This window comes from Cryobacterium sp. SO2, assembly GCF_026151165.2.
Classification (GTDB): Bacteria; Actinomycetota; Actinomycetes; order Actinomycetales; family Microbacteriaceae; genus Cryobacterium.
In genome coordinates this window covers 3,396,389-3,420,180 of the sequence record NZ_CP117849.1, presented here as the reverse complement: position 1 = coordinate 3,420,180, position 23,792 = coordinate 3,396,389, and the positions used below count along the sequence as shown (strand labels likewise).

General features: G+C 68.8%; 25 protein-coding genes. 10 read left to right on the top strand and 15 right to left on the bottom strand.

The genetic code is table 11. From position 1 onward, the window contains the following. Positions 1-17: 17 nt before the first annotated feature. The 10 genes from BJQ94_RS16135 to BJQ94_RS16090 all read right to left on the bottom strand — a co-directional run bounded on the left by BJQ94_RS16135 (position 18) and on the right by BJQ94_RS16090 (position 9,305). Entirely contained in the window at positions 18-1,148 is a 1,131-nt protein-coding gene (locus BJQ94_RS16135; RefSeq protein WP_265397884.1) for an ABC transporter permease, read from the bottom strand. Then, the gene (locus BJQ94_RS16130; protein WP_265397885.1) at positions 1,145-2,713 is read right to left on the bottom strand and encodes a sugar ABC transporter ATP-binding protein; all 1,569 of its coding nucleotides are present in this window, start codon (positions 2,711-2,713) and stop codon (positions 1,145-1,147) included. The genes BJQ94_RS16135 and BJQ94_RS16130 overlap by 4 nt, the downstream gene beginning before the upstream one ends. Further along, complete coding sequence (locus BJQ94_RS16125) at positions 2,710-3,357, bottom strand: DUF2291 domain-containing protein (RefSeq protein WP_265397886.1); 648 nt, start codon at positions 3,355-3,357, stop codon at positions 2,710-2,712. The genes BJQ94_RS16130 and BJQ94_RS16125 overlap by 4 nt, the downstream gene beginning before the upstream one ends. Positions 3,358-3,465: 108 nt before the next feature. Then, the gene (locus BJQ94_RS16120) at positions 3,466-4,986 is read right to left on the bottom strand and encodes an FGGY family carbohydrate kinase (protein ID WP_265397887.1); all 1,521 of its coding nucleotides are present in this window, start codon (positions 4,984-4,986) and stop codon (positions 3,466-3,468) included. Continuing rightward, positions 4,979-5,947 carry a transketolase C-terminal domain-containing protein gene (locus tag BJQ94_RS16115; protein WP_265397888.1) on the bottom strand — a complete coding sequence of 323 codons (969 nt, stop codon included), beginning with the start codon at positions 5,945-5,947 and terminating at the stop codon, positions 4,979-4,981. Before BJQ94_RS16115 ends, BJQ94_RS16120 begins: the two co-directional genes overlap by 8 nt. Further along, entirely contained in the window at positions 5,944-6,825 is an 882-nt protein-coding gene (locus BJQ94_RS16110) for a transketolase (protein WP_265397889.1), read from the bottom strand. Before BJQ94_RS16110 ends, BJQ94_RS16115 begins: the two co-directional genes overlap by 4 nt. A 166-nt stretch (positions 6,826-6,991) precedes the next feature. Next, entirely contained in the window at positions 6,992-7,303 is a 312-nt protein-coding gene (locus BJQ94_RS16105; RefSeq protein ID WP_265397890.1) for an AzlD domain-containing protein, read from the bottom strand. Further along, on the bottom strand, positions 7,300-8,049 hold the full coding sequence (locus BJQ94_RS16100; protein WP_265397891.1) for an AzlC family ABC transporter permease: 750 nt from the start codon (positions 8,047-8,049) through the stop codon (positions 7,300-7,302). Before BJQ94_RS16100 ends, BJQ94_RS16105 begins: the two co-directional genes overlap by 4 nt. A 9-nt stretch (positions 8,050-8,058) precedes the next feature. Further along, the gene (locus BJQ94_RS16095; protein ID WP_265397892.1) at positions 8,059-8,808 is read right to left on the bottom strand and encodes an ABC transporter permease; all 750 of its coding nucleotides are present in this window, start codon (positions 8,806-8,808) and stop codon (positions 8,059-8,061) included. Between the two features lie 56 nt (positions 8,809-8,864). Next, complete coding sequence (locus BJQ94_RS16090) at positions 8,865-9,305, bottom strand: Lrp/AsnC family transcriptional regulator (protein WP_265397893.1); 441 nt, start codon at positions 9,303-9,305, stop codon at positions 8,865-8,867. Between the two features lie 68 nt (positions 9,306-9,373). Here BJQ94_RS16090 and BJQ94_RS16085 point away from each other — a divergent pair, with 68 nt between their 5' ends. Then, positions 9,374-10,003, top strand: a complete 630-nt coding sequence (locus BJQ94_RS16085; RefSeq protein ID WP_265397894.1) for a hypothetical protein — start codon at positions 9,374-9,376, stop codon at positions 10,001-10,003. Positions 10,004-10,027: 24 nt separating this feature from the next. Here the strand turns inward: BJQ94_RS16085 and BJQ94_RS16080 are convergent, their stop codons facing one another. The 3 genes from BJQ94_RS16080 to BJQ94_RS16070 all read right to left on the bottom strand — a co-directional run bounded on the left by BJQ94_RS16080 (position 10,028) and on the right by BJQ94_RS16070 (position 13,065). Continuing rightward, positions 10,028-10,813 carry a glucosamine-6-phosphate deaminase gene (locus BJQ94_RS16080; protein ID WP_265397895.1) on the bottom strand — a complete coding sequence of 262 codons (786 nt, stop codon included), beginning with the start codon at positions 10,811-10,813 and terminating at the stop codon, positions 10,028-10,030. Positions 10,814-10,919: 106 nt separating this feature from the next. Then, positions 10,920-12,164, bottom strand: a complete 1,245-nt coding sequence (locus BJQ94_RS16075) for a PTS transporter subunit EIIC (RefSeq protein WP_265397896.1) — start codon at positions 12,162-12,164, stop codon at positions 10,920-10,922. A gap of 151 nt (positions 12,165-12,315) precedes the next feature. After that, positions 12,316-13,065: a GntR family transcriptional regulator gene (locus BJQ94_RS16070; RefSeq protein WP_265397897.1), complete on the bottom strand. Its 750-nt coding sequence runs from the start codon at positions 13,063-13,065 to the stop codon at positions 12,316-12,318. Between BJQ94_RS16070 and BJQ94_RS16065 the strand changes: the two genes are divergently transcribed. The 5 genes from BJQ94_RS16065 to BJQ94_RS16045 all read left to right on the top strand — a co-directional run bounded on the left by BJQ94_RS16065 (position 12,955) and on the right by BJQ94_RS16045 (position 17,426). Beyond that, entirely contained in the window at positions 12,955-13,521 is a 567-nt protein-coding gene (locus BJQ94_RS16065; RefSeq protein WP_345893452.1) for a PTS glucose/sucrose transporter subunit IIB, read from the top strand. The two genes, BJQ94_RS16070 and BJQ94_RS16065, sit on opposite strands and share 111 nt — an antisense overlap. Further along, positions 13,521-13,991, top strand: a complete 471-nt coding sequence (locus tag BJQ94_RS16060; RefSeq protein ID WP_265397899.1) for a PTS glucose transporter subunit IIA — start codon at positions 13,521-13,523, stop codon at positions 13,989-13,991. The genes BJQ94_RS16065 and BJQ94_RS16060 overlap by 1 nt, the downstream gene beginning before the upstream one ends. 54 nt (positions 13,992-14,045) lie before the next feature. Continuing rightward, on the top strand, positions 14,046-15,260 hold the full coding sequence (gene nagA / locus BJQ94_RS16055; protein ID WP_265397900.1) for an N-acetylglucosamine-6-phosphate deacetylase: 1,215 nt from the start codon (positions 14,046-14,048) through the stop codon (positions 15,258-15,260). Between the two features lie 71 nt (positions 15,261-15,331). Continuing rightward, positions 15,332-15,856 carry a pyridoxamine 5'-phosphate oxidase family protein gene (locus tag BJQ94_RS16050; protein WP_265397901.1) on the top strand — a complete coding sequence of 175 codons (525 nt, stop codon included), beginning with the start codon at positions 15,332-15,334 and terminating at the stop codon, positions 15,854-15,856. Positions 15,857-15,983: 127 nt separating this feature from the next. Next, positions 15,984-17,426 carry an HNH endonuclease signature motif containing protein gene (locus tag BJQ94_RS16045; protein ID WP_265397902.1) on the top strand — a complete coding sequence of 481 codons (1,443 nt, stop codon included), beginning with the start codon at positions 15,984-15,986 and terminating at the stop codon, positions 17,424-17,426. A gap of 125 nt (positions 17,427-17,551) precedes the next feature. On the opposite strand, the gene BJQ94_RS16040 is transcribed toward BJQ94_RS16045, so the two are convergent. Further along, the gene (locus BJQ94_RS16040; protein WP_265397903.1) at positions 17,552-18,175 is read right to left on the bottom strand and encodes a superoxide dismutase; all 624 of its coding nucleotides are present in this window, start codon (positions 18,173-18,175) and stop codon (positions 17,552-17,554) included. Between the two features lie 49 nt (positions 18,176-18,224). Between BJQ94_RS16040 and soxR the strand changes: the two genes are divergently transcribed. The 3 genes from soxR to ykgO all read left to right on the top strand — a co-directional run bounded on the left by soxR (position 18,225) and on the right by ykgO (position 20,171). Beyond that, positions 18,225-18,680, top strand: coding sequence for a redox-sensitive transcriptional activator SoxR (soxR, locus tag BJQ94_RS16035; RefSeq protein WP_265397904.1), 456 nt, complete (start codon positions 18,225-18,227; stop codon positions 18,678-18,680). Between the two features lie 88 nt (positions 18,681-18,768). Further along, a complete protein-coding gene (locus BJQ94_RS16030; RefSeq protein WP_275875513.1) occupies positions 18,769-19,968 on the top strand; it encodes a hypothetical protein in 1,200 nt (399 codons plus the stop codon). A gap of 80 nt (positions 19,969-20,048) precedes the next feature. Next, positions 20,049-20,171 carry a type B 50S ribosomal protein L36 gene (ykgO, locus tag BJQ94_RS16025; protein ID WP_265400052.1) on the top strand — a complete coding sequence of 41 codons (123 nt, stop codon included), beginning with the start codon at positions 20,049-20,051 and terminating at the stop codon, positions 20,169-20,171. A gap of 93 nt (positions 20,172-20,264) precedes the next feature. Here the strand turns inward: ykgO and BJQ94_RS16020 are convergent, their stop codons facing one another. Then, a complete protein-coding gene (locus BJQ94_RS16020) occupies positions 20,265-21,062 on the bottom strand; it encodes an IclR family transcriptional regulator (protein WP_265400053.1) in 798 nt (265 codons plus the stop codon). Between the two features lie 288 nt (positions 21,063-21,350). On the opposite strand from BJQ94_RS16020, the gene BJQ94_RS16015 reads away from it, so the two are divergent. Next, a complete protein-coding gene (locus BJQ94_RS16015) occupies positions 21,351-23,765 on the top strand; it encodes a tagaturonate reductase (protein WP_265400054.1) in 2,415 nt (804 codons plus the stop codon). The last annotated feature ends 27 nt before the right edge of the window (positions 23,766-23,792 follow it).

Below are 23,792 nucleotides of genomic sequence, written 5' to 3'. Positions count from 1 at the left end.
CGAGGCGCGGTATCCGGTCAGGGCGCGGGAGTGCCGACCCGGTCGGAAGACTTGTTGGATGCGGCCAGGGCCGCGTTCTTGGAGCGTTTGATCCGTTGCTGGGCCTGGTCGAGCATCACGGCCAGGATGATGACGGCGCCCTTGATCAGGATCTGCCAGAACGTGGAGACTCCCACGATGACCAGGCCGTCGCTGAGGAAGCCGATCACGAAGGCGCCGACGAGCACGCCCCGCACGTTGCCGCGGCCGCCGGTGAGGGCGGCACCGCCGATGACGACGGCGGCGATGGCATTCAGCTCGAAACTCTCGCCCAGCTGCGGGGCGGCGCTGGTCAGCTCGGAGGAGATGATCAGACCCGTCGTCGCCGCGCAGAAGCCGCTGATCATGTAGACGCGCAGCTTCACCTTGCGCACCGGCACGCCGGCCAGCTCTGCGGCCCGTTCGTTGCCGCCGGTGGCGTAGACCCACCGGCCGAACGGGGTCTTCCGCAGCACGAACACGGCCACGATGGCGAAGACGATCATGATCCAGATGGCCGTCGGCACCCCCAGGATGCGGCCGCCGCCGATGAGGGCGAAACCCGTGTTACCGAGCTCCGGCTTGCCGCCGAGCTTGGGGTAGGTCGAGCCGTTGCTGATCAGCAGGGCGGCGCCGCGCGCCACGTAGAGCATTCCGAGGGTGGCGATGAACGGGGCGACGTTGAACCGGGTGACGAGCAGGCCGTTGATGAACCCGACCAGGGTGCCGACGGTGAGGGAGCAGAGCACGACCACCCAGACCTGCGGGTAGAGCACCACGTCGAGCGAGTCGATCTGGAGGCCCTGCAGCAGCACTCCGGCAATCACGCCGGAGAGCCCGACGGTCGACCCGATGGACAGGTCGATTCCGCCCTTGAGGATCACGAAGAGCATGCCGAGGGCGAGGATCGCGTTGTAGGCGACGTGCTTGGTCATGGTGATCATGTTGTTGACCGACAGGAAGGAGTCGGACAGCATCGCGAAGATGATGATGAGCACGATCAGGGCGATGAACGCGCGCCCCTCGAGGAGCATCGAGCCCAGGTCGACGTCGTTGCCGCGGAAGCGCATGGTCTTCGGGGCGCGGGGCGGGCGGCCGGCCGGTGCCGGTCGGGATGCGGTGACGGTCATGCGGGAGTTCCTCTTTCTTCGTCGGTGGACTCGCCGGAGGCGACCATCAGTTCTTCACGTGTGGTGGTGCGGGGATCGAACTCCCGCACGATGCGGCCCTTGGACATGACGACGACCCGGTTGGCGGCGTTGAGGGCCTCACCGACCTCTGAGGTGGCGAAGAGGATGGCGAGTCCCCGCCGGGCCTCCCGCGACATGAGGGCGAAGATCTCCGCCTTCGCGCCGACGTCGATGCCCCGGGTGGGTTCGTCCAGCAGCAGCACATCCGGTTCGGTCAGGAGGACCTTGCCGATGACGACCTTCTGCTGGTTGCCGCCGGAGAGTGAGGTGATCGCCGCGGCCGGGCCGGCGGTCTTCACCCGGACGTCGGCGATCTCTTTCTCCACGGCCGTGCGTTCGCCGGTGGCCGAGATCCAGGCCCCCTTCGCGAAGGAGAGCAGCCCGGCCAGCGAGATGTTCTCGCCCACCGACATCGTCTGCACCAAGCCGTCGCGCTGGCGGTCCTCTGGCACGAGAGCCATGCCCAGTTCGATGCGCTGGGCGATGTTCTGTTTGTCGACCTGGGTGCCCTTGACCGTGATCGTGCCGGACTGCACGGGCACCCGGCCGGCCAACGCCTCGAGCAGCTCGGTGCGGCCGGCACCCATCAGCCCGTACAGGCAGACGAGTTCGCCGGCGCGCACGTCGAGGTTGAAGCCGTCGACCGACAGCCGGGCCGGGTTGGTGGGGTCGGCCACGGTGATGTCGCGGAGCTCCAGCACCACGTCGCCGAACTCGGTGAGCAGGTCCGCCGCGAGGTCGTCGGCGCTGCGGCCGACCATGTTGGAGATGACCCAGTTGAGGTCGATGTCGGCCCGGCCGCCGGTGGCGACGAGGGCGCCGTCACGGAACACGACGGCATAGTCGGCGATCTCCAGGGCCTCCTCGAGGTGGTGCGAGATGTAGACGATGGCAACGCCCGCCGCGGTCAGTTCGGCGATGACGCGGAACAACACCTCCACTTCGGTGCCGCTGAGCGCCGAGGTCGGTTCGTCCATGATGAGCACGCGGGCCTCGCCGGCGAGGGCCCGGGCGATTTCGACCACCTGCTGCTGACCGAGGCGGAGGTCGGAGACCAGGGTCTTGGGGTTGATCTTCTCTTCGAGCCGCTCCAGCAGCGCCACGGTCTCCGCCGCCTCTTCCTTGTCGTCGATGACGACGCCGCCGCGCAGGCGCTCGCGACCCATGAAGATGTTCTCCCGCACACTGAGGTTGGGGCACAGGCTGAGCTCCTGGTGGATGATCGCGATGCCGCGTTCGCTCGCGTCGACGGTGTTGCGCAGTGTCAGCGCCTCGCCGTCGAGCTCGAGCACCCCGCTGGTGGGCGATTCGACACCGGAGAGGATCTTCATCAGGGTGGACTTGCCCGCGCCGTTCTCGCCGAACAGCACCGTGACGGTGCCGCGGCGGATCTCGAAGTCGACGCCCTTGAGGGCGTGGGTGGCGCCGTAGGTCTTGCTGATCCCGATGGCCCGCATCACGACATCCGTCGCGGTGGCGGGGGCCAGTGTTGCCGCGGCGGTCACGGTGCCACCTCGAGGCTCACCGGAACGACCGAGACGAGCGCGGGGTTGACCCGCGTGAACGCGCCGGTGACCGTGACCGTCGTGCCGGCCAACGCTGCCGGGTCCACTCCGCTGAGCACGGTCTCGCGGACGAGGTTGTTGAACTCGGTGGCGACGGTCTGGTACTCGAGCTGGTTGGTGAACTCGTTGAAGCTCACGGTGCCGGTGACGTCGCGGATGGCGGCGCCGTTCAGTGCCGGGCCGATCTGCACCTGCACGGTCACGTCGGCCGGCACTCCGTCGACGGTCACCGGCAGGATTGCACCGACGGGTGTGCCGGCGACGCCGGTGAAGGTGACGGGGAAGCTGTAGGCGCTGCTGGAGCCCGAGGTGTTGCCGAAGTCGGCTTCGTCGCCGCCGCCGTTGAGGTCGCCGAGCAGGGTGGCCAGGTCGATGGCCTCGTCCTCGATCTGCGGCACGACCTCAGACTCGAACCTGTCGGCGGCGTAGCTGGCCGGGTCGAAGCCGCCGGCCGCGCTCGCCGCGGCATCCTCGAGGCTGACGACCTTGACGCTCAGGGCGGCCGCGACCACGACGATCACGATCGCGACGGCTCCGAACATCCAGGGTTTCACCCGACGGGGTGGGACGGTGGGTCTGGCCATGAGGTACTGCTCCTTTGCAGATCTGCTGTGTGTCGGTGCGAGGTGGTGCGAGGTGGTGCGAGTCGGTGCTGACGGGGTGGGTGTCGGTGGGTGGCTGCTGGGGGACGGTCAGGAACCGGTGCCCGGCGGCGCGCCGCGGGCGGCCGCAACGGCCGCCAACCAGCCGTGTCGCCGCGCCCGCCAGGCGGCGGGGTCGAGCGAGGGGCTGAAGGAGGTACTCCGCCGCGGCAGTGCCAACACCTGGGCGTCCGTCCAGACGCCGGCGCCGATGCCGGCCAGGTAGGCCACGCCCAGGGCAGAGAGGGCGCCGACCTCCGGTCGGATGACCTCGCGCTGGCTGAGGTCGGCCTGCAGCTGCATGAGCCAGTCGTTGGCCGAGGGGCCGCCGTCGACGAGGATCCGGTCGATTCGCGGGCCGCCGCGGGCATCCGCCGCCGCGAGAACGTCTTCGATCTGCAGTGCGATCGACTCCGCCGCCGCCCTGGCCAGCGCGGCCGGGGTGGTGCCGAGGGTGAGACCGATGACCAGGGCGCGGGCGTTCTCGTCCCACCACGGGGCGCCGAGACCGGAGAACGCCGGCACGAGGTCGAGGCCGTGGTCGGCGGGCGCGGCCTGCGCCAGCTCGAACAGGGCGCCGGGGGAGCGCCCGAGTAGCTCGGCGAGCCACACCATCGTGGATCCGGTGGAGAGGATGTTGCCCTCGAAGGCGTGGTGCGCGGTGTCGGTCTGCCAAGCCAGGGTGGTCACGAGCCCGTCGGCGGCTGCGCCGGCGCTGCCGGTCTCGCCGGCGGGAAGGAGCCCCATGATGGACGAGCCGGTGCCGTAGGTGACCTTGACCGCGCCGGCCTGCCGCACGCCGTGCGCGTAGAGGGCGGAGTGGGAGTCGCCCATCACGGCGCGCACCCGTGTGCCGGCGGGCAGGCCGGCAACGCCGTGCACGACGGCGCTCGGGGTGGAGGATGCGGTCACGAGCGGCAGGGTGGCGCGTGGCACCCTGAAGAGCTCGAGCAGTCGCTCGTCCCAGTCGACGGTGTGCAGGTTGAGCAGTTGGGTGCGGCTGGCGTTGCCGGACTCGATGCGGTGCTCGCCGGTGAGGCGGAAGAGCAGCCAGGAGTCAATGGTGCCCACGCAGATCTCGCCGGCGGCGCTGCGGACCCGATCCGGGTCGACCTGGTCGAGGAGCCAGCCGAGCTTGAGCGCCGAGAACATCGGGTCGATGGGCAGCCCGGTGATCTCACGCACGAGCGGAGCGTGGCCGGCCTGGGTCAGCGCGGCGGCGCTCGCGGTTGTGCGCCGGTCCTGCCAGCCGAGCACGGGGCCCAGCGCCTGCCCGGTGGCGCGATCCCAGACCAGGGCGGATTCCCGCTGGCTGGACAGCCCGAGCCCGGCGATGCGCTCGCCGAAACCTGTCGCGGCGTCGCGGATGCCGGTGAACACGCTCTGCGCGATCTCCTCGGCGTCCTGCTCGACCCAGCCCGGCTGCGGGTGCGCCTGGCCGATCGGCACCACGGCCGACGACACGATGGCACCGGACGCGTCGATCACGAGCACCTTGGTGGAGCTGGTGCCCTGGTCGATCGCGACGAGGACCGGCGCGGTCGAGTGCGCCCCGGCGGGAGAGTCAGCCATTCGTCCTCGCGTCCCTGGCGGCGGTGGCGAGGTGGGCGGCCGTGAGACCGAAGTAGTCCAGCAGGAAGTCGGTGCTGCCCGTCGGGGCGAACTCGGTGAGCCCGAGGATCCGCACCGGCACCCGGGCATCCCGGCCCAGCTGGGAGACCACGGAGGCGACAGCGGCACCGAGCCCGCCGGCCACGTTGCCTTCTTCGGCCGTGATGATCGCACCGGTCTGCTCGGCGGCGGCGACGATCGCCGGCACATCCAATGGCGCGATGTACGCGGCGTTGAGCACCCGCACCGACAGGCCGTCCTGGGCCAGGAGCTCCGCGGCCTCGAGGGCGCGGGAGACCAGGGTGCCGGTGCCGATCAGGGTCACGTCGGTGCCCTCGCGGATGGTCTGGAACCGACCCCGTTCGAGCACGGAGTCGGCGGGGGAGACGTCGGGTACCTTGTGCCGGCCCACCCTGATGTACATCGGGCGGGGACTGGCGACGGCCTGCTGCACGGCCTGCCTGGTCTGCAGCCGATCGGCGGGCACGACGATGTCCAGGCCCGGCAGCGCGCGCAGCCAGGAGAAGTCCTCCACCGAGTGGTGCGTCGGGCCGAGTTCCCCGTAGGCCATGCCGGGGCTCATCCCGCAGAGGATGACGGGGTGCTGGCTGTAGGCCACGTCGGCCTTGACCTGCTCGAGGGAACGGCCGGTGAGGAACGGTCCGGCGGCGCAGACGAACGGGATGTAGCCGGCGCTGGCGAGTCCGGCGCCCACGCCCACCATGTTCTGTTCGGCGATGCCGACGTTGATCAGGCGGTCGGGGAACTCGTCGCGGAAGGCGACCAGGTTGCTCGACCCGACGGAGTCGTTGCAGACGGCGACGATGCGGTTGTCGGCCCGGGCGAGCTGGATGAGTTCGTCCGCGAACGCGGTCCGGTTGTCGAAGACGGGAACGGCCGGTGCGGTCGTTGTGGTGCTCATGCCAATTCCTCCAGTGCCAGCAGTACCTGTTCTTTGGATGGCACCTTATGGTGCCATTCCACCCGGTCTTCGATGAACGACACGCCTTTGCCCTTGGTGGTGTTGGCGATCACGGCGACGGGCTTGCCGGTGTGGGACGGTTCGAAGGCCGCCGCGAGCTGCTCGTAGTCGTGGCCGTCGATCATCCGCAGCTCCCAGCCGAAGGCGAGGAGTTTCTCGTCGAGCGGGTCGAGGGACGACGTGTCTTCGGTGCGCGCGCCCTGCTGCAGGCGGTTGCGGTCGACGATCGCGGTGAGGTTGTCGAGTTCGTAGTGGGCGCCGGCCATCAGGGCCTCCCAGTTGCTGCCCTCCTGCATTTCGCCGTCGCCCATGACGGCGAAGACACGGGCGCCGGTGCCGGCCAGCTTGGCGGCCATCGCCTGGCCGACGGCCACGGGCAGGCCATGGCCGAGCGGGCCGGTGTTGGTCTCGACGCCGGGGACCTTGTTGCGGTTGGGGTGGCCGTTGAGGGCGGAGAGCGGGCCCATGAAGGTGAGGAGTTCGCCCGGCGAGAAGTAGCCGCAGCTGGCCAGCGTGGCATAGAGCGCGGCGGCGCAGTGGCCCTTGCTCAGCACGAAGCGGTCGCGGCCGGCCTTGTCGGGGTGGGCCGGGTCGATCCGCAGCACGCCGTTGAAGAGCACGGTGAGGATGTCGGTGACCGAGAAGTCGCCGCCGATGTGGCCCTGGCCGGCGTGGTCGATCATGCGCACGACATCGCTCCGGGTGTCGTTCGCGCGCCGGTGCAGCAGGGCGTTCCGGTCGGGGGCGGATGCTGTGGCCAGGTGTGCCTGCAGCAAGCGCCAGGTCTCAACCTGGGTGAGATCAGTGTCTAACAGCATCGTCGCCGTACATCCTTTGCATATCTATTCACGCTTGCTTGAACGAGCACCAGCATGACATGCCAACGACGGATGTGTCAATGGATTCGAGCCCAAAACCCTTTCGAGCCGTGAGAAAAGCCCCAGAAATCCGGAGATTCTGGGGCTTTTCTCACGGCTCGCGGGACTAGGGCAGGCCGAGGAGGCGCAGGCCCGCGGCGGCCAGCGCGCCGACGATGACCACCACGAGGAAGGGGGCCTTCAGCCAAAGCGCCACGGCGGCCGCGGCGAGGGCGCCGAGCCTGGCATCCACGGCGAGGGCGGCCCCGGTGGCCACGGTGTTGGCCACGGTGAGCGAGGCCAGCAGGCCGATGGTGAGGGTGCCGGCCACGCGGGCCACCCGGGGGTTCGTGAGCCACTTTCTCGGCAGGAGGTAGCCGACGAGCTTGGTGAGGAACCCCACGGCGCAGGCCACCACGATCCAGAACCAGAGACTCATGAGGTCGCCGTCCGGCTCGGGTCGTCCGGCTGCGGGTACGGATCGATATCGGGCTCCAGACCCTCTCCGGACGGCCCGCTGCGATACCCGAACCAGCCGATCAGGGCGGCGACGACGGCGGCGACGAGGATCGGAACGCCCGGCGGCACGAACGGCACGGCGAGCACGGTGGCGAGCGCGCAGACCGCGGCGATCGCTCCAGCTTCACGCGAGCGCAGCCGCGGCCAGAGCAGGGCCAGGAATGCGGCGACGGCGGCGCCGTCGAGGCCCCACTGCTTGGGGTCCCCGATCGCGTCCCCGGCCAGCGCGCCGACCAGGGTGAACAGGTTCCAGAGCACGAAGATGCCGACGCCGGCCACCCAGAAGCCGCGTCGTTGTTCGAGCGGGTCGGTCTGGCCGGTGCTGGTGGCGAGCGATTCGTCGATGGTGACGTGGGCGGCGGCCAGGCGACGCCACCGTCGCGGCTGCAGCAGCATGTTCATCTGCATGCCGTAGACGGCATTGCGGATGCCGAGCAGGGCCGCCGCGCTCGCCGCCGCCACCGGGGTGCCGCCGCCGGCGATCACGCCGATGAACGCGAATTGGGAGCCGCCGGAGAAGAGCAGCAGGCTCAGCGCCTGGGTCTGCCACACGTCGAGGCCGGAGGAGACGGACAGGGCGCCGAAGGACACGCCGTAGAGGCCGGTGGCGACGGCGATCGACAACCCGACCCTCGCGCCGGGGGACTCCTGCAGTGACGTGGGCACCGAGTGAGCCTAACGGAGCGCTGCCGGACGCTGCCGAACGGGGGCGAGCATCCGCACGACGACGACGGCCGTGATGGAGCCGGCGGCCATGATCGAGGCGAGCACCACCACCTGGAACCGGCCGGCCTCCAGCGGGGACACCCCGCCGAAGATTGCGCCGACGAAGGCGCCGGGCAGGGTGACCAGACCGGTGGTCTTGGTCTGGTCCGTCGAGGGGATGAGCGCTGAGTAGACGGCGGTCCTGGCGAGTTCGAGCGTGGACTGCCGTGGTGTTGCTCCCAGCGCGGTCCAGCCCTCGACCTCCTCCCAGTGCTCATTGATCGACTCGGTGAGGCGGCGTCCGGCAAGGGTGGCGATCGACATGGCATTGCCGATCACGATGCCGCCGATGGCCAGGGCGTAGCGCGGACTGAACTCGATGGCACCGGTGCTGAAGACTATGAGCAGTGTGGCCAGGATGCCCGCTCCCATGGCCGCGGCGGTCAGGGCGAAGTGGCCCCAGCTCCAGCCCAGGCGGCGGGCGGCGGTGGCCGCGGCCACCGTGAACATCACCAGGAGCGCCACGCTCACCCAGAGCGGGCTCGTGATGACGCCGCCCAGGATGACGCTGATCACGGCCAGCTGAGCGGTGCCGCGCAGAATGGCGAATGCGGGCGCGAACCGGTGCGGGGTGCGGGAGCTCCACAGCATGGCGATGGTGAGGACCACGAGCGCGCCGACCCCGACGAGGGTGGGGGCGAGGTCGCTGAGGCCGGTCATTGCTTCAGCGTACGACAGCGCCGAGGGGGCGCGGCGACCCGAAGCGACCCGCTGGTTCAGTCCCTGGACGTCGTGGGCGCGCGCAGCGCGAGGCGGGTCTGCGTCTGGCCGGCGCCGGCCCGGTGCTTCAGCCTGTGCAGCAGCCCGTTGAGGTGGGTGCTGTCGGCGACCGAGACGTGCACGAGGTAGTCGTACGGGCCGGTCACGTGCACGGCGTCACGCACCTCGGGCTCGGCCAGGGCCGCGTGCAGGAAGGTGTCGGAATCGGCGTCGGCGCGCAGCCGCACGTCGATGAACGCTTCGAGTCCGAGGGGTCCGAGCGGGGTGTCGTCGGCGAGGATGGCCCGGTAGCCGACGATCACGCCGGAGGTCTCCAGCTTGCGCACCCTGGCGGAGGCGGCGTTGGTGGAGAGGCCGACGGCGGCGCCGAGCGCACTGAATGAAATACGGCCATTTTCCCGCAGGATGCCGATGATTTCGCTGTCCAGATCGTCCATGCCGCGATTGTAGCCGCGTTGCCGAGAAAAGCGAGGGCTCTGCAACCGCGGGGTGCAGCATCGGAGCCATGGATGTGGGAGCGGTCGGCACGGTACTCGGAGCGGGCTTGCTCGCCGGCTGGGGCGTGGCCGTGCCCCTCGGAGCGATCGGGTTGCTCCTGGTGCGCGAAGGACTGACCGCTGGCCTGCGCACCGGTGCTGTCGCCGCCGCCGCGGTGGCGGCGGTGGACGGCGTGTACTGCACCATGGCGCTGGTTCTCGGCGCGGTCGCTGCGCCGCTTCTGGCGACGTGGGGCGCGGCGTCGCAGGTTCTGGCGGGGGTCGTGCTGATGGTGATGGGCGGAGCCGGGCTGATGCGCCTGGCGACGCCGGGCAGGCCGGGTGCCGCACTTCGGCGGCGTCCGGCGGGCCGGGTGTTCGTCACCTTCGTCGGGCTCACCGCGATCAACCCGACGACCCTGGCCTACTTCCTGGTCTTGACCGCCGCGATCCCGTCGGCGGTGGGCGTGCAGCGGTGGCCGGCGGTGTTCGTGGCCGGTGCGGTGGCGGCCTCCCTGGTCTGGCAGCTCGCCCTGGTGGCGGTGGGCGCCTTCTGGGGCGGCCGGATCAGCGACCGCGGCCAGGCCGTGCTCAGCGGGTGCGGGTTCGGCCTGGTGGCGCTTCTCGGGGTCGCTGCCGTGGGCACGGCCCTGGGGTAGTTGGCCTCACGTTGGGCGGCGGCCTCAGAGCCCCTGCCAGGACGGCTTGTGGGCCCAGGCGTACCGGTAGTAGTCGAGGTTGCCGAGGCCGGCGGCAGCGGCTTCGTCGACGAGCACGGTGACATGCGGGTGCAACTGAATGACGGACCCCGGGCTGCTGGCCGTGACCGGCCCTTCGACGGCCGCCGCGATGGCGTCGGCCTTCTGGGCGCCGAACGCGAGCAGTAGCAGGTGCTTCGCCCTGCGGATGGTGCCCAGCCCCTGCGTGATGCAGTGGATCGGTACCTGGTCTGGAGAGGAGAAGAACCGGGCGTTGTCGGCGCGGGTCTTCTCGGTGAGGGTCTTGACCCTGGTGAGCGAACCGAACGAGGAGCCCGGCTCATTGAAGCCGACGTGGCCGGTGCGGCCGATGCCGAGGATCTGCACATCGACGCCGCCCGCGGCACGGATGGCGGCCTCGTAGTCGGTGCCCGCGGTGGGCAGGGTCTCAGGATCGCCGCCCGGTACCCGGATGTTGGCGGCCGTGAGGCCGAGCGGGACGACGACATCCCGGGTGATCACCGAACGGTAACTCTCCGGGTGGCCGCTGGGCAGGCCGACGTATTCGTCGAGCGCGAAGCCGCGCACCCGGGAGACGTCGAGTGGGTCGGCGGCCAGAGACGCGGCGAGGGCCCGGTAGACCCCGAGCGGGGTGGATCCGGTGGCCAGCCCGAGCACAGCATCCGGCTTGTGGCTGATCAACGCTCGAATCGATGCGGCGGCGATGAGACCGGCCTCGGTCTCGGTGTTGACGACGATGACTTCAGCCACGGGGTACTCCAGGTGCGATCGGTGGTGCGGGGTTGCGGATGGATATGGATGGTCGTTGGGGGAGGCCGGTGGCCGGGGAGTGAGCCCCCGGCCACCGGCCGAAGGGTCAGACCGTGGTCGCCGAGGCGGAGTCGGGGGCGGACGCCTCCGTGACCTCGTCGTCGCCGCGGCCGGGGGTCCTCAGGTTCCACCGGCGGATGACGAACCGGAACAGGAAGTAGTAGATCGCCGCGTAGGCCAGGCCGATGGGGATGAGCAGCAGTGGTTTCTCGGCGAGGCCGAAGTTGAGCACGTAGTCGAACGCGCCGGCGCTGAAGCTGAAGCCGTCCCTGATGCCGAGAGCGTTGACCAGGGCGAGCGACGAACCGGTGAGCACCGCGTGGATCGCATAGAGCGGGAATGCGACGAACATGAAGGAGAACTCGAGAGGTTCGGTGACTCCGGTGAGCATCGCGGTGAGGGCGCCGGTGAGCATGATGCCGCCGACGATCTTCTTCTGCGATGGCTTGGCCTCGTGCCAGATGGCCAGGGCTCCGGCGGGGAGGGCGAACATCATGATGGGGAAGAACCCGGTCATGAACGAGCCGGCGGTCGGGTCGCCGGCGAAGAACCTGTGCAGGTCGCCGGTGGCGCCGTTGTAGTCGCCGATCACGAACCACATCATCGAGTTGAGAATGTGGTGCAGGCCGACGGGGATGAGCAGCCGGTTGGCCGTGCCGTAGAGGAACCCGCCCCAGATGTCGTTGGAGCTGACGAATTCGCCGAACGAGGTGAGGCCGCTGCTGAACGCGGGATAGATGAAGCTGAGCAGCACGCCGAGGAGGAGGGCGACCACGGCGGTGATGATCGGCACGAACCGGCGGCCGCCGAAGAATGCCAGGTAGCTGGGCAGTTTGATGCGGTGGTACTTCTGCCAGAGCACGGCGGAGACGACGCCCATGAGCACGCCGCCGAGCACGTTGTAGTTGACGAGCACCTGGTCGGCGCCCTCGGCGGGCAGGCCCAGCACCAGCGGGGACATCGCCTTGCCGACATTGCTGAAAACGAGATAACCCACCACGGCGGCCAGCGCTGTCGAGCCGTCGGCCTTCTTAGCGAAACCGATCGCGACGCCGAGGGCGAAGAGCAGGGGCAGGTTGTCGAACAGGGCACCGCCGGCCGAGGCGATCACGGCTGCGCCGGTCTCGAATCCGGGGATGGCGCCGAGCAGATCGGGTTGGCCCAGACGCAGGAGCAGGCCGGCGGCAGGCAGTGCGGCAATGGGCAGCATGAGGCTGCGCCCGATGCGTTGGAGCTGGGCGAGGCCCGGGATCTTGCGTCCCGTCCCGGCATCTACGGTTGTGCTGGACATAGATTCCTCCTGGTGTTGGTGCGCGATGGGTGGACTGCTGTGTGGAGCGCGAAAGACCGTCAGGGCACGCTGGCGCTGCCGGCCGTGCCGGCGGGCGAACCCTGGCGGGGTGGGAGAACGGCGTGATCAGCGGGGCATCCGCTGACCGGCATTACAGTTCGTGGTGCAGGTCGAGGGTCATGTGAATCTGGTAACGATCGCCTCTGTACCACGAGGTGATGTGCTCGACGGGGGTGGACCCCGCCGACGACGTGCGGCGGAAAACCATAAGGGGAACGCCCGCATCGATACCCAGAGGCTCGGCGAGCGCGGCATCGGCGCCTTCGGCCCAGGCCGTCTGTTCGGCGTGGTCGATGCGCAGGCCGTATTCGGTGGCGAGCGTGGCGTAGAGCGACCGGGTCAGATCCTGGCTGCCGAGGTCGGGAAGGAGCGCCGCGGGATAGTAGCCGCGTTCGAATGCCATCGGGATGCCGCCGGCGAGACGCAGCCTTTCGACTCGCTGAACCAGGGCGCCGGATTTCAGGCCCAGCGCGGCGCGCACCTCCAGGGGCGCCTCGATCAAGACCGACCCCATCACGATGGTGGCCGGAACGAGGCCGCGCCGGCGCATGTCTTCGGTGAACGAGGCCAGGTGCAGATCGCTCTGCACCCGCTCACCGGCGACGAAGGTGCCCTTGCCCTGGATGCGGTACAGCACCCCCTCCTCGACGAGTTGGCGGATCGCCTCGCGCACCGTCGAGCGGCTCACGCCGTACTTCGTCATGAGCTTCCGCTCCGGCGGGATCGCGGCGTGCGGGGCCAGTGTGGTTTCCACGCGCTCGAGCAGGATGGAGCGCAACTGGGCGTGCTTGGGCACGGCGCCGCCGGCGAGAACCGGGTTGTCGTCAAGCTGTGTCACCACTCCGCCACCTTCCGTGTTGGCCTGTCAGCGACGATCCGATTGCGGGGCAACCAGACCACTTCCGCTTTGTGGTCCGTACTGGTACGGTCCAATTACTTCGATAATGAAGGTGCGGCGGTTCGTTTGTCAAGAGTCGCATCGCACGGGCTTCTCGGTCCACGAGATGCTCCTTCCCGACCGTTCCCGGCGCCGCGGCGCCACGCACCACACGAGGAGAAGACGATGGCAAGCAAGGCAGAACAGATCCTGGCGGGCCTCGGTGGCTCGGCCAACATCGTGGACATCGAGGCATGCATCACCCGCCTGCGCACCGAGGTGGCGGACCCGTCGCTGGTCGACGAGGGCATCCTCAAGGCGGCCGGCGCGCATGGTGTGCTCCGCTCCGGCACCATCGTGCAGGTTGTGGTCGGCCCTGAGGCAGACAACCTGGCCGACGACATCGAAGATCTGCGCTGATGGCAGCCGGCCTCCTGGTGCTCGCGCCCCTGCCCGGCCGGGCCGTCGGCCTCGACACTGTGTCAGACCCCACTTTCGCCCAGGCGATCGTGGGGCCCGGCGCCGCAATCGAACCGCTGCGGGCTGTTCTCGACGTGGTCGCGCCGATCAGCGGAAAACTGCTCAAGGTCTTCCCGCACGCCTTTGTGGTCGTGGCGGCGGACGGCCGCGGGGTGCTCGTGCATCTCGGAATCGACACGGTGCAACTCAAGGGCGAGGGCTTCACCCTGCTCGCCCAGCAGGGTGACACCGTCACCGCGGGCGACCCCATCGTGAGCTACGACGTGCCGGCCATCGTGGCGGGAGGGCGCGACCCGATCGTGCCGGTCATCGTCCTCGAGCGCCAGGGTGAGGACATCAGCCTGTCCGATGCCGTCGCGGCCGGTCTTCAGCTTGCGCCGGGGGACGCCTTCCTCACCGTGAACCGCTGACGGTGCCCGCGCTCGTTCGAGCATCCGCATCCTTGACTCGCCAGGAGACCTGCCATGACACCGCCCCTCACCCCCTCCGTCGCCCGGCAGCACCAGAGCGCACCAGCGCTGCCGCGTGACGCCGGGCCGGGCACCGGCACACCGTTGCTCATCGCGGCCGGAACGGTGATCCTGCCCGACCGGGAACTCGCGCCCGGGTGGGTCGAGCTGCGCGATGGCCTGATCACCGCCGCCGGAGAGGGTGAGCCGCCGGGAGCCGCGGATGCCCACTTCCCCGACGCCGTGCTGGCGCCGGGCTTCGTGGATGCCCACAACCACGGCGGCGGTGGGGCCAGCTTCAACGACGTCGACACTCGGGCCGCGGCCGAGCGTATCGTGCGGCTGCATCGCGTCCACGGCACCACCACCATGATGGCCAGCCTGGTCACTGCGCCCCTCGACGAGATGGAGCGGCTGGTGGGCGCGCTCGCCGAGCTGGTGCGGGCCGGCCTGCTGGCCGGCATCCACCTGGAAGGCCCCTGGCTGAGCCCGTCGCACCGCGGCGCCCATGGCGAGGAGCTGTTGCGGCTGCCGGATGCGGACAGTGTCGACCGGTTGATGCGGGCCGGTGCCGGTGCGGTCCGGATGGTGACCATCGCGCCCGAGCTGGAGGGCGGGCTCGCCGCCGTGGCCCGCATCGTCGGATACGGCGCCGTGGCCGCCGTCGGCCACACCGACGCCGACTACGAGCTCACCCGGGCGGCGATCGCGGCCGGGGCGACGGTGGGCACCCACGTATTCAACGCCATGCGGCCGGTGCACCACCGCGAACCGGGTGCGGCCCTCGCGCTGCTCGAAGACCCGGCAGTGTTCGCCGAACTGATCGCGGACGGCGTGCACCTGCATCCGGCCGTCGTGCGCCTCATCACCGAGAGCCGCGCGCGCCCGGTTTTCGTGACTGATGCCATGGCCGCAGCGGGAGCGGGGGAGGGCGAGTACAAACTGGGCGCCCTCGATGTTCGCGTGGCCGACGGTCAGGCCCGGCTCAGTGACGGCACGATCGCAGGCAGCCTGCTCACCCTCAGCGATGCGGTGCGCTACGCCGTGCTCACTGCCGGGGTGCCGCTGGCCCACGCCGTGCGCGCCGCCAGCCAGAACCCCGCCGACCTGCTGTCGATCACAGACCGTGGCCGCATCCACCCTGGCCAACGTGCCGACCTGGTGATCCTTACCCCCACCCTGCACGTGCAGGGTGTCCTGCAGCAAGGCACCTGGATCCGCGAGCCGTGAGTTGAGCCCCAAAAACCTCGGGTTTTCGGGGCTCAACTCACGGCTCGCGAGTCATGGGTAGGCTCGAAAACGTGAGTACCTTGAGAAGCCGGCTGCGGGCACTGGCCGATTTTCCTAATGACCTGCCCGGCTTCGACCCGGCCTCCGCGCCCGCCGATCCCGCTGAGCTCTTCCTGGCCTGGCTTGAGGAGGCGCTCGCCGCGGGGGTGCGGCAGCCGCACGCCTTCAGCCTCGCCACGGTCAACACTGGCGGCGTGCCGTCATCGCGGATGCTGATTCTCAAGGACCTCGACGCGGATGGCTGGCAGTTCGCCACCGCCCGTACGTCACGGAAGGGCCGGGAGCTGGCCGAGAATCCGCGCGCGGCACTGAACTTCTACTGGTCTGAACTCGGGCGGCAGGTGCGAGTCGTCGGCTCCGTCGTGGAACTCTCGGCGGAGGCATCGGCCAGGGACTGGGCCGAGCGTCCGGCCGCCGACGACGCCGCCAACCCGGCCTGGCAGCTCTACGCGGTGCGCCCGACCGAGGTCGAATTCTGGCAGGCCAGCGCCGACCGGCACCACATTCGCCACCGCTACGACAACCTGCCCGGATAGGTCCTCTGGCGCCGTGATCGAGCCTTTTGGGTGGATTGCCGTTCCTCCACAGGTGGGTGCTTTTCGGGTTCTCCACCAGTGATTCATTGGGATCGGGAGTGTCAGTGGTCGATGGTTCTATAGGCGTATGGCCACCTCAGATGCCACACCCGAATACACCCCCAACGACACCCCCAACGACGCCCCCGATGCCGCCGGGGATCCGGTCGCGCAAGCGATCAGCGCGGTCATCGACCCGCTGATCCAAAACGAAAAGGCCCTCGCCGGCTGCTACGCCGAACGGATCCGCCTGCTCGCCGAACTGGACCGGCTCGGCCACGAGCCGCGCATCCTGGCCGGGCTGCGGGGTGACCCGATCGAGTCCGGCCACAACGACCCCGACACGGCCGCGCATGGTCCGGCCTGGGACGACGAGGAGCTCGCCCGCCGCACGATGGCCGCCGAGGCGGCAATGGTGTTGCGGGTGCGGGCGAACACCGCCGGGAGCATGATCTTCGACGCCACCCGGCTGGCCGGCGACCTGCCCGCCTTCCACGAGTCGTTGACGGCGGGACGGATCACCTGGGGGCACGCACTGAAGATGCTGGAACTCACGGTGAACCTGCCCGAGGACGTCCTGCCCCGGTTCGAAGCGGCGGTGCTGGGAGCGGCGGAGACCCGCACCTCGACCCAGTTCGCGAAGGTCGCCGTCACGGTGCGGGAGCGGATGCACCCGACCACGCTGCAGGAACGCGCCGACGCGGGCTTCGCGGCCCGACGGGTGGTGTTCCGGCCCGACGCTGACGGGATGGCGTGGCTCAACGCCTACCTGAAGGCCGACGAGGCGCAGGCGGCGTATGACCGGCTCAGCCGCATCGCCGCCGACCTCGACAAGGACGACAACGCGGCCAACGCTGCACCCGCTGCGGTCGAGGGCGGGGCGGCCGAGCCGGAGCAGCACCGGACCAAGGACCAGCGTCGAGCCGACGCATACCGGGACCTGCTGCTGGACGGGGTCGGACCGGGCGGCCTCGGGCACGGCATCCGCGGCACCGTCCACATCACCGTCCCGGCGTTGACGTTGCTGGGCCGCAGCGACGAACCCGCGATCCTGGAAGGGTACGGGCCGATCGACCCGGAGACGGCCGGCCGGATCGCCAGCACGGCGACGAGTTGGACTCGCATCCTCACCCACCCCGAGACCGGGGCCCGGCTCAGTGTCAGCCACGAGCAGTACGCACCGCCGGCGGACATGCGCCGATACGTGCAGATCCGCGACGAAACCTGCCAGGGCGTCGGCTGTAACCGCCGGGCCACGCTCAGCGAGATCGACCACACCCAGGCGTGGAACGCCGGCGGCAAGACCCACGTCGACAACCTCATCTGCCTCTGCAAAGCCTGCCACCGACTCAAACACCAATCCAGCTTCAGCACCCGGCAAGGGCCGGGCGGTGCCCTGACCTGGACCAGCCCCGGCGGCAAGAAATACAGCAACACACCCGACACCCGCATCGGAGCCCCGCCGAAACCACCGATCGGCCCACTCCCCGCGCACCCCGCTCAACCGGCCGACGAATCGCCGCCTTTCTGAGCTCCAGGGCTGCCCGATCCAACAACGCACGCCCTTCACCCGGCTCAGACGCAAAAAAAGTGCCCCGGCCGAAACCGGGGCACCTGGGGCAGTCCTGCGCATGGCGCGCGGGGCTACAGGCGACGTTAGAGCGTGATCAGACCGGAGGTCGTGGTGCGTGCCTTCTCGAAGCGTGCCGAGACGTTCTCCCAGTCAGTGACCGTCCAGAACGCCTTCACGTAGTCGGCGCGCACGTTCTGGTAGTCGAGGTAGTAGGCGTGCTCCCAGACGTCGAGCATGAGCAGCGGAACGATGCCGGCGGGGAGGTTGCCCTGCTGGTCGTACAGCTGCACGATGATGGGCTGCTGGCCCAGTGTGTCCCAGGCGAGGATTGACCAGCCGGAGCCCTGAACGCCCATCGCCACGGCGGTGAAGTGCGCCTGGAACTTCTCGAACGAGCCGAAGGTGTCGTCGATCGCGGCGGCGAGCTCGCCGGTGGGCTTGTCGCCACCGTTCGGGGACATGTTCGTCCAGAAGATGGAGTGGTTGACGTGGCCGCCGAGGTTGAACGCGAGGTCCTTCTGCAGCTTGTTGACGAAGGTGAGGTTGCCGGACTCGCGGGCGTCAGCGAGCTGGTCGAGTGCGGCGTTGGCGCCGGTCACGTAGGCCTGGTGGTGCTTGCTGTGGTGCAGTTCCATAATGCGCCCGCTGATGGCGGGCTCGAGGGCGGCGTAGTCATAGGTCAGCGGGGGCAGCGTGTATGCGGTCATTTGTTTACGATATCGTCTCAAGTGCACTTGAGATCAAGGAGAAGGCCCAGTGTCAGAGCACTTGTCCAGCAACGATCTCCTGCCCATCGGCCAGGTGGCCGCCCGTGCCGGCGTGCCGGTCTCGACGGTGCGGTACTACGAGACGCTCGGCCTGATTCCCGCTCTGCGGTCCGATGGCAACGCGCGCCTCTTCCCTCGTCATGTGCTGCGGCGCATCGCCCTGATCCAGGTGTCCGTGCGATACGGCATCTCGCTCGCCGAGGTCGCCGAGATGCTCAAGGACCTGCCAGACAACCGTCCGCCCAGCCGGGCCGAGTGGAGCACCATTTCCGCCACCTGGGGCGAGCACCTCGCGCGCCAGCAAGCCGTGCTCGAGCGGATGCAGGCCGAGCTCACCGGCTGCATCGGCTGTGGCTGCCTGTCCCAGACCCGCTGTGCCGTGGTGAACTCCGAGGACCGCCTGCGCACCGATGGTGCCGGCCCGCGCCGGGTGCTCGAGCCCTAGCTCTGGAGACCCACAAGTGGGGGCACGAAGCGACAATTCCCCGATGTGGCCGGCGATACCCTGAGATATCTCTAGGGGGGAACCACTCGTGCACACACGAACCATACGCGGCACTGTCGCCGTCGCCTTCATCACCTTGGTCTGTCTCATGGCCCCGCAGCCGGCGCTCGCGTCCGCTGGCGGCACACTGCCCGCTGTCGCTACCCCGATAGCGACTCTCACACCCACACCGGTCCCGGTGCCCGCCACGGTGTCGACTCCGGCGCCCACGAAGGTGGCGACCCCTGCGCCGACGAAGGTGGCGACTCCTGCGCCGACGAAGGTGGCGACTCCTGCGCCGACGAAGGTGGCGACTCCGACTCCCACCCCGACACCGACAGCAACACCCACCCCGACCCCGACACCGACACTCACACCGACACCGACGCCCACCCCCACCGCGCCGCAGACCTGGCCGCTCTACAAGATCGCCTACCTCGACACGATCTACGAACTCGTCGACGGCGTGACCCCCACGCGAATCAGTTTCGACCGGTACCGAGACGTGTACCACTTCGCAAGGGTGCGCGTGGCCGCCACGTCGTACGTCAAGTACCCGTGGTCGTCGACGGTGTATGGAGTCACCTTCTGGCAGAAGAACGAGGCCAGCTGGCAGTGGGACAAGCTCACCTTCGCCCAGTACAAGACAGCCGGCTACCCGGGTGTGCGTAACGCCGGCTGGATCGTCGGCAGCAGTTACTACCGGTGGGCGACGTCGAGCGAGTTGTACGTGAAGGGCAGCGACGGAATAGTTCACAAGCTCAGCTATGGCGAATGGGCCGCATCGGGCTTCCGCTCTCCCTCGGTGCGCACGAACACCGGATTCCAGAAGCTGACCTGGTCGGCCGAAATCGGCAAGATGAGCGACATCGCCGGCGGCAAGGGAGCTGCGCTCACCTACGCCGGCTGGCGCGCCGAGCAGCTGCCCTCGCCCCAGCAAGTGCGCCGGTTCCCCGGCGACCAGTTCTACACGTACGCGGGGAACTCCACGGTGTACTACGCGGGACCACTCGTGAACCGGGCCGTCAGCTACGCAGAGTGGGCAGCCGCCGGCTACCCCGCCCCGACCGTGCGACCGAGTGCGAATACGGGCGCGCCGAGCCCCGCGGCGCCTGAGCGCCCGGCTGACGTTGATTGCGGCGATTTCGGCTCGCATGCCGCAGCCCAGGAATGGTTCAACTACTGGTACCCGACCTACGGCGACATTGCGGGGCTCGACCGCGACCACGACAGGGTCGCATGCGAGTAGAGATGCGGCCGAAGTCCGCCGGTCCGGAATAATTCCGGCCGCCCGGTGTTGACCCGATCAACACAGGGAAGGGAGCCAGGATGAAAGTACGCAACTCACTGGGTTCGATGAAGAAGATGCAGGGTTCGCAGACGGTACGGCGCCACGGGCGCACGTTCGTCATCAATAAGACGAACCCCCGATTCAAGGCTCGCCAGGGTTAGTCCCCCGCGAGCCAAGCTGGCATTTCCAGCCCAAAGAGAATGACCCCGGCATGTGCCGGGGTCATTCCTCGTTAACCGGTCAGAGCAGCGCGACTAGAGCAGGGTCATCACGTCGCGGGCCGCGGTCATCAGCAGCGGAGCGTAGGACTCGAGCTTCTCCCTGGGCACCAGCGGGGCGATGGTCGTGATCCCGATGCCGCCGATGAGGTGCTGCTGGGCATCGAACACGGGAACGGCCATGCAACGGATGTGCTCCTCGTTCTCCTGATCGTCGATGGAGAAACCACGGTTGCGCACCAGGGCCCCGTCGGCGAGCAGGCTCGCGACGTCGGTGATGGTGTATTCGGTGCGGGTATGCAGCCCGGTGCGCGCGGCGTAGCTGCGCACCTCGCTCTCGCTGAGGTGGGCGAGGATCGACTTGCCGATCGCGGTGGAGTGCAGCGGGATCTGCCCGCCCACCCTGGATGCGATTTGGATCGGCTGAGCGGTGTCCTCGATCTTCTCCACGTAGGTTGCCGTGTCCCCGGTGCGTAGGGCGAAGTGGATGGTGCTGTGCACGTCGACCTGCAGCCGGCGCAGCCGATCGCCGACGGGGTCGGCCTCGTTGTGCGCCGCGGTGAGCTTGAGAGCGAGCAGCCGAAGTGCCCGTCCCGGTGCGTAGGTGCCGTCGTCCCTGCGGCTGACGTAGCCGCTGTCGATGAGTTCGGACAGCAGCCTGAACACGCTGGTCTTCGCCAGGCCGGTCTCCTTGACGAGATCGCTGAGCCTGTGGGCATCCCCCGGATTCGACACCGCCTCGAGCACCCGCAGTAGCTTCTGGGCCGCGTTGTCCTTGGCCGAAGCCTCCCGCGTGCCGGTGCTCTCCATCTCGTCTACTGCCGTTTGTGCCATGAATCCCACCTGTGAACGAAGTTCTGTCTTATGGACAGTTAACCATGATTGTGGAATTTCTATACCGCGACGGGACCGCGGTCCCGGCATTCAATGTCGTCGGACTCTTGACAAACCGCGAATCGTCCGGAGAACGCCCCCAGTGCGGGGCTCAGGGCTAAATCCATAGCACGACAAGTTGCCAAAGTCTTCTACGCGAGGTTATGGTGAGTCTATGTGGCGGACTTGTGTTCTGCCAGGCGGAACAGCAGAAGAAACATCGAGCTGATTCTCAACGAGGAGGAAGTAATGCAGAAAACTGCGGACGAAGTAGGTGCGGTGCCAGCGGGCACCCTCACCCTGCCGACCGGCATCCGTTTGGTGACTGGAGAGGGCGCGCTTCCGGCCGTCGAGGTGGCGATCGCCAGTGCGACAGCCCTGGTCTACCTGCACGGCGCACACGTCGCCCAGTGGACCCCCACCGGGCAGAAGCCCGTGCTGTGGATGAGCGAACACGGCGCCTTCAGCCCGACCGCCGCACTCCGCGGCGGCATCCCGGTCTGCTTCCCCTGGTTCGGACCGAACCTCACCGACGCCACCGCCCCCAACCACGGGTGGGCGCGCATCTCGCCGTGGAGCCTCACCGCCGCCGCGCTCGTCGGCCCGGACGCCGTTCTCACCTTCGAACTGGCCGGCGCCCACCGCGACGCGGCCGGCACTGCCCAGCCCGTCTCGCTGCGTTACACGGTCACCATCGGCGCAACCCTCACGCTCGACCTGATCGCGCAGAACGACGGCGACAGCCCCCTCTCGGTGGAAACGGCCTTCCACACCTACTTCGCGGTGGGCGACGCGCGCGACACCCAGCTCCTGGGCCTCGCGGACCTGCCGTACCTCGACCGCACCCTCACCCCGCCGGCCACGGCCAGTTCGGCCCTGCCCGTCGCCATCATCGGTGCCGAGATCGACAGGGTCTACCCGATGCCCCGCATCGTCACCATCGACGACGTGCAGAACCGTCGCACCATCCAGGTCGGCCACACGGATGCGGCCCAGACCGTGGTGTGGAACCCGGGCAGCGCCAAGGCGGCCGCCATGGCTGACTACGGCGACGACGAGTGGACCGAGACCGTCTGCGTCGAGGCGTGCAACGTGCGGGACCAGGCCATCGTGCTCGTCCCGGCCGGCAGCCACCACATGGGCGTCACGATCACGATCGCCCCGCCCACCACGAACACGCCGCTCACCGAGCGCAGCCAGCACGACAAGGCCCAGCACGACCAGAAGACAGAGGAACCGACCGTCATGGAACGACTCAGCAACGCCACCCACCCGCGCACGGCCCTGCCCACCCGGGCCATCCAGTTCGGCGAGGGCAACTTCCTCCGTGCGTTCGTCGACTGGCAGCTTCAGCAGATGAACACGCAGGGTCTGTTCAACGGCGGAGTGAAGATCGTGCAGCCCCTCGCCGGCGGCCTCGCGGCCATGCTCGACGAGCAGGACGGCCTGTACACGGTGCTTCTGGAAGGTAAGCAGGACGGCGAAGAGGTGCAGACCCATGAGGTCATCACCCTGGTCAACGGCACCATCAACCCGTACACCGACTACCAGGCCTACCTCGACCTCGCGAACGACGACGACATCGAGTTCATCTTCTCCAACACCACGGAGTCCGGCATCGTCTACAGCGCCGACGACCTGCGCGCCGACGCCCCGCACGCCAGCTTCCCCGGCAAGCTCACCGCGCTGCTCTACCGGCGCTTCGAACTCGGCAAGAAAGGCTTCCAGCTCATCCCGTGTGAACTCATCGAGCACAACGGCGACAAGCTCAAGGAAACCGTGCTCGCCACCGCCGCCAACTGGGAGCTCGGCGACGCCTTCGTGGCCTGGGTCAACACCGACAACACCTTCTACTCCAGCCTCGTCGACCGGATCGTCCCCGGCTACCCGAAGGACCGCGCAGAGGAACTGTGCGCAGAGTTCGGCTTCGAAGACCGCCTCATCGTCAAGGCCGAGCCGTTCCTGCTCTGGGTCATCGAGGGCCCCCAGACACTCACCGAGACCCTGCCGCTGGCCAAGGCCGGCCTCAATGTCACCGTCACCGACGACATGACCCCCTACCGCGAACGCAAGGTCTTCCTGCTCAACGCCCCGCACACCACCATGGCCTCCCTCGCCCGCCTCGCCGGCGTCGAGACCGTGCGCGACGTCATGCTCGACGCCGACTTCGGCCCGCTCGTGGACAAGGTCATGTACGAGGAGATCATGCCCGTGCTCGACCTCTCCCACGACGAACTCGCCGCATACGCGGAGTCGGTCAAGGAACGCTTCGAGAACCCGTTCATGCACCACGAACTCGCCGCGATCGCCCTCAACAGCGCCTCCAAGTTCAAGAGCCGGCTGCTGCCGATCCTGCTGAACTTCCACGCCAAGAACGGCTCATTCCCCACCCGCATCACCCTCGCGCTCTCCGCGATCCTGCTCACCTACAGCGGCGACCCGGCCGTCACCGTCACCCCGGTCGACAGCGCGGAGACCATCGCGGCCTTCCACGCGGCCTATGCAGCGGATGGCTACGTCGCCGCGATCCTCTCCGACACCACCCTCTGGGGCACCGACCTCAGCGCGATCGACGGTCTGGTCGAGCAGGTGACCGCCGGCCTGAACAGCCTGCGTGACCGTGGCGTGCGCGCCACCCTCGCCGACCTCACCATCCTCGCGTAACGCAGACTCCCACCCTCGATAAAAGGA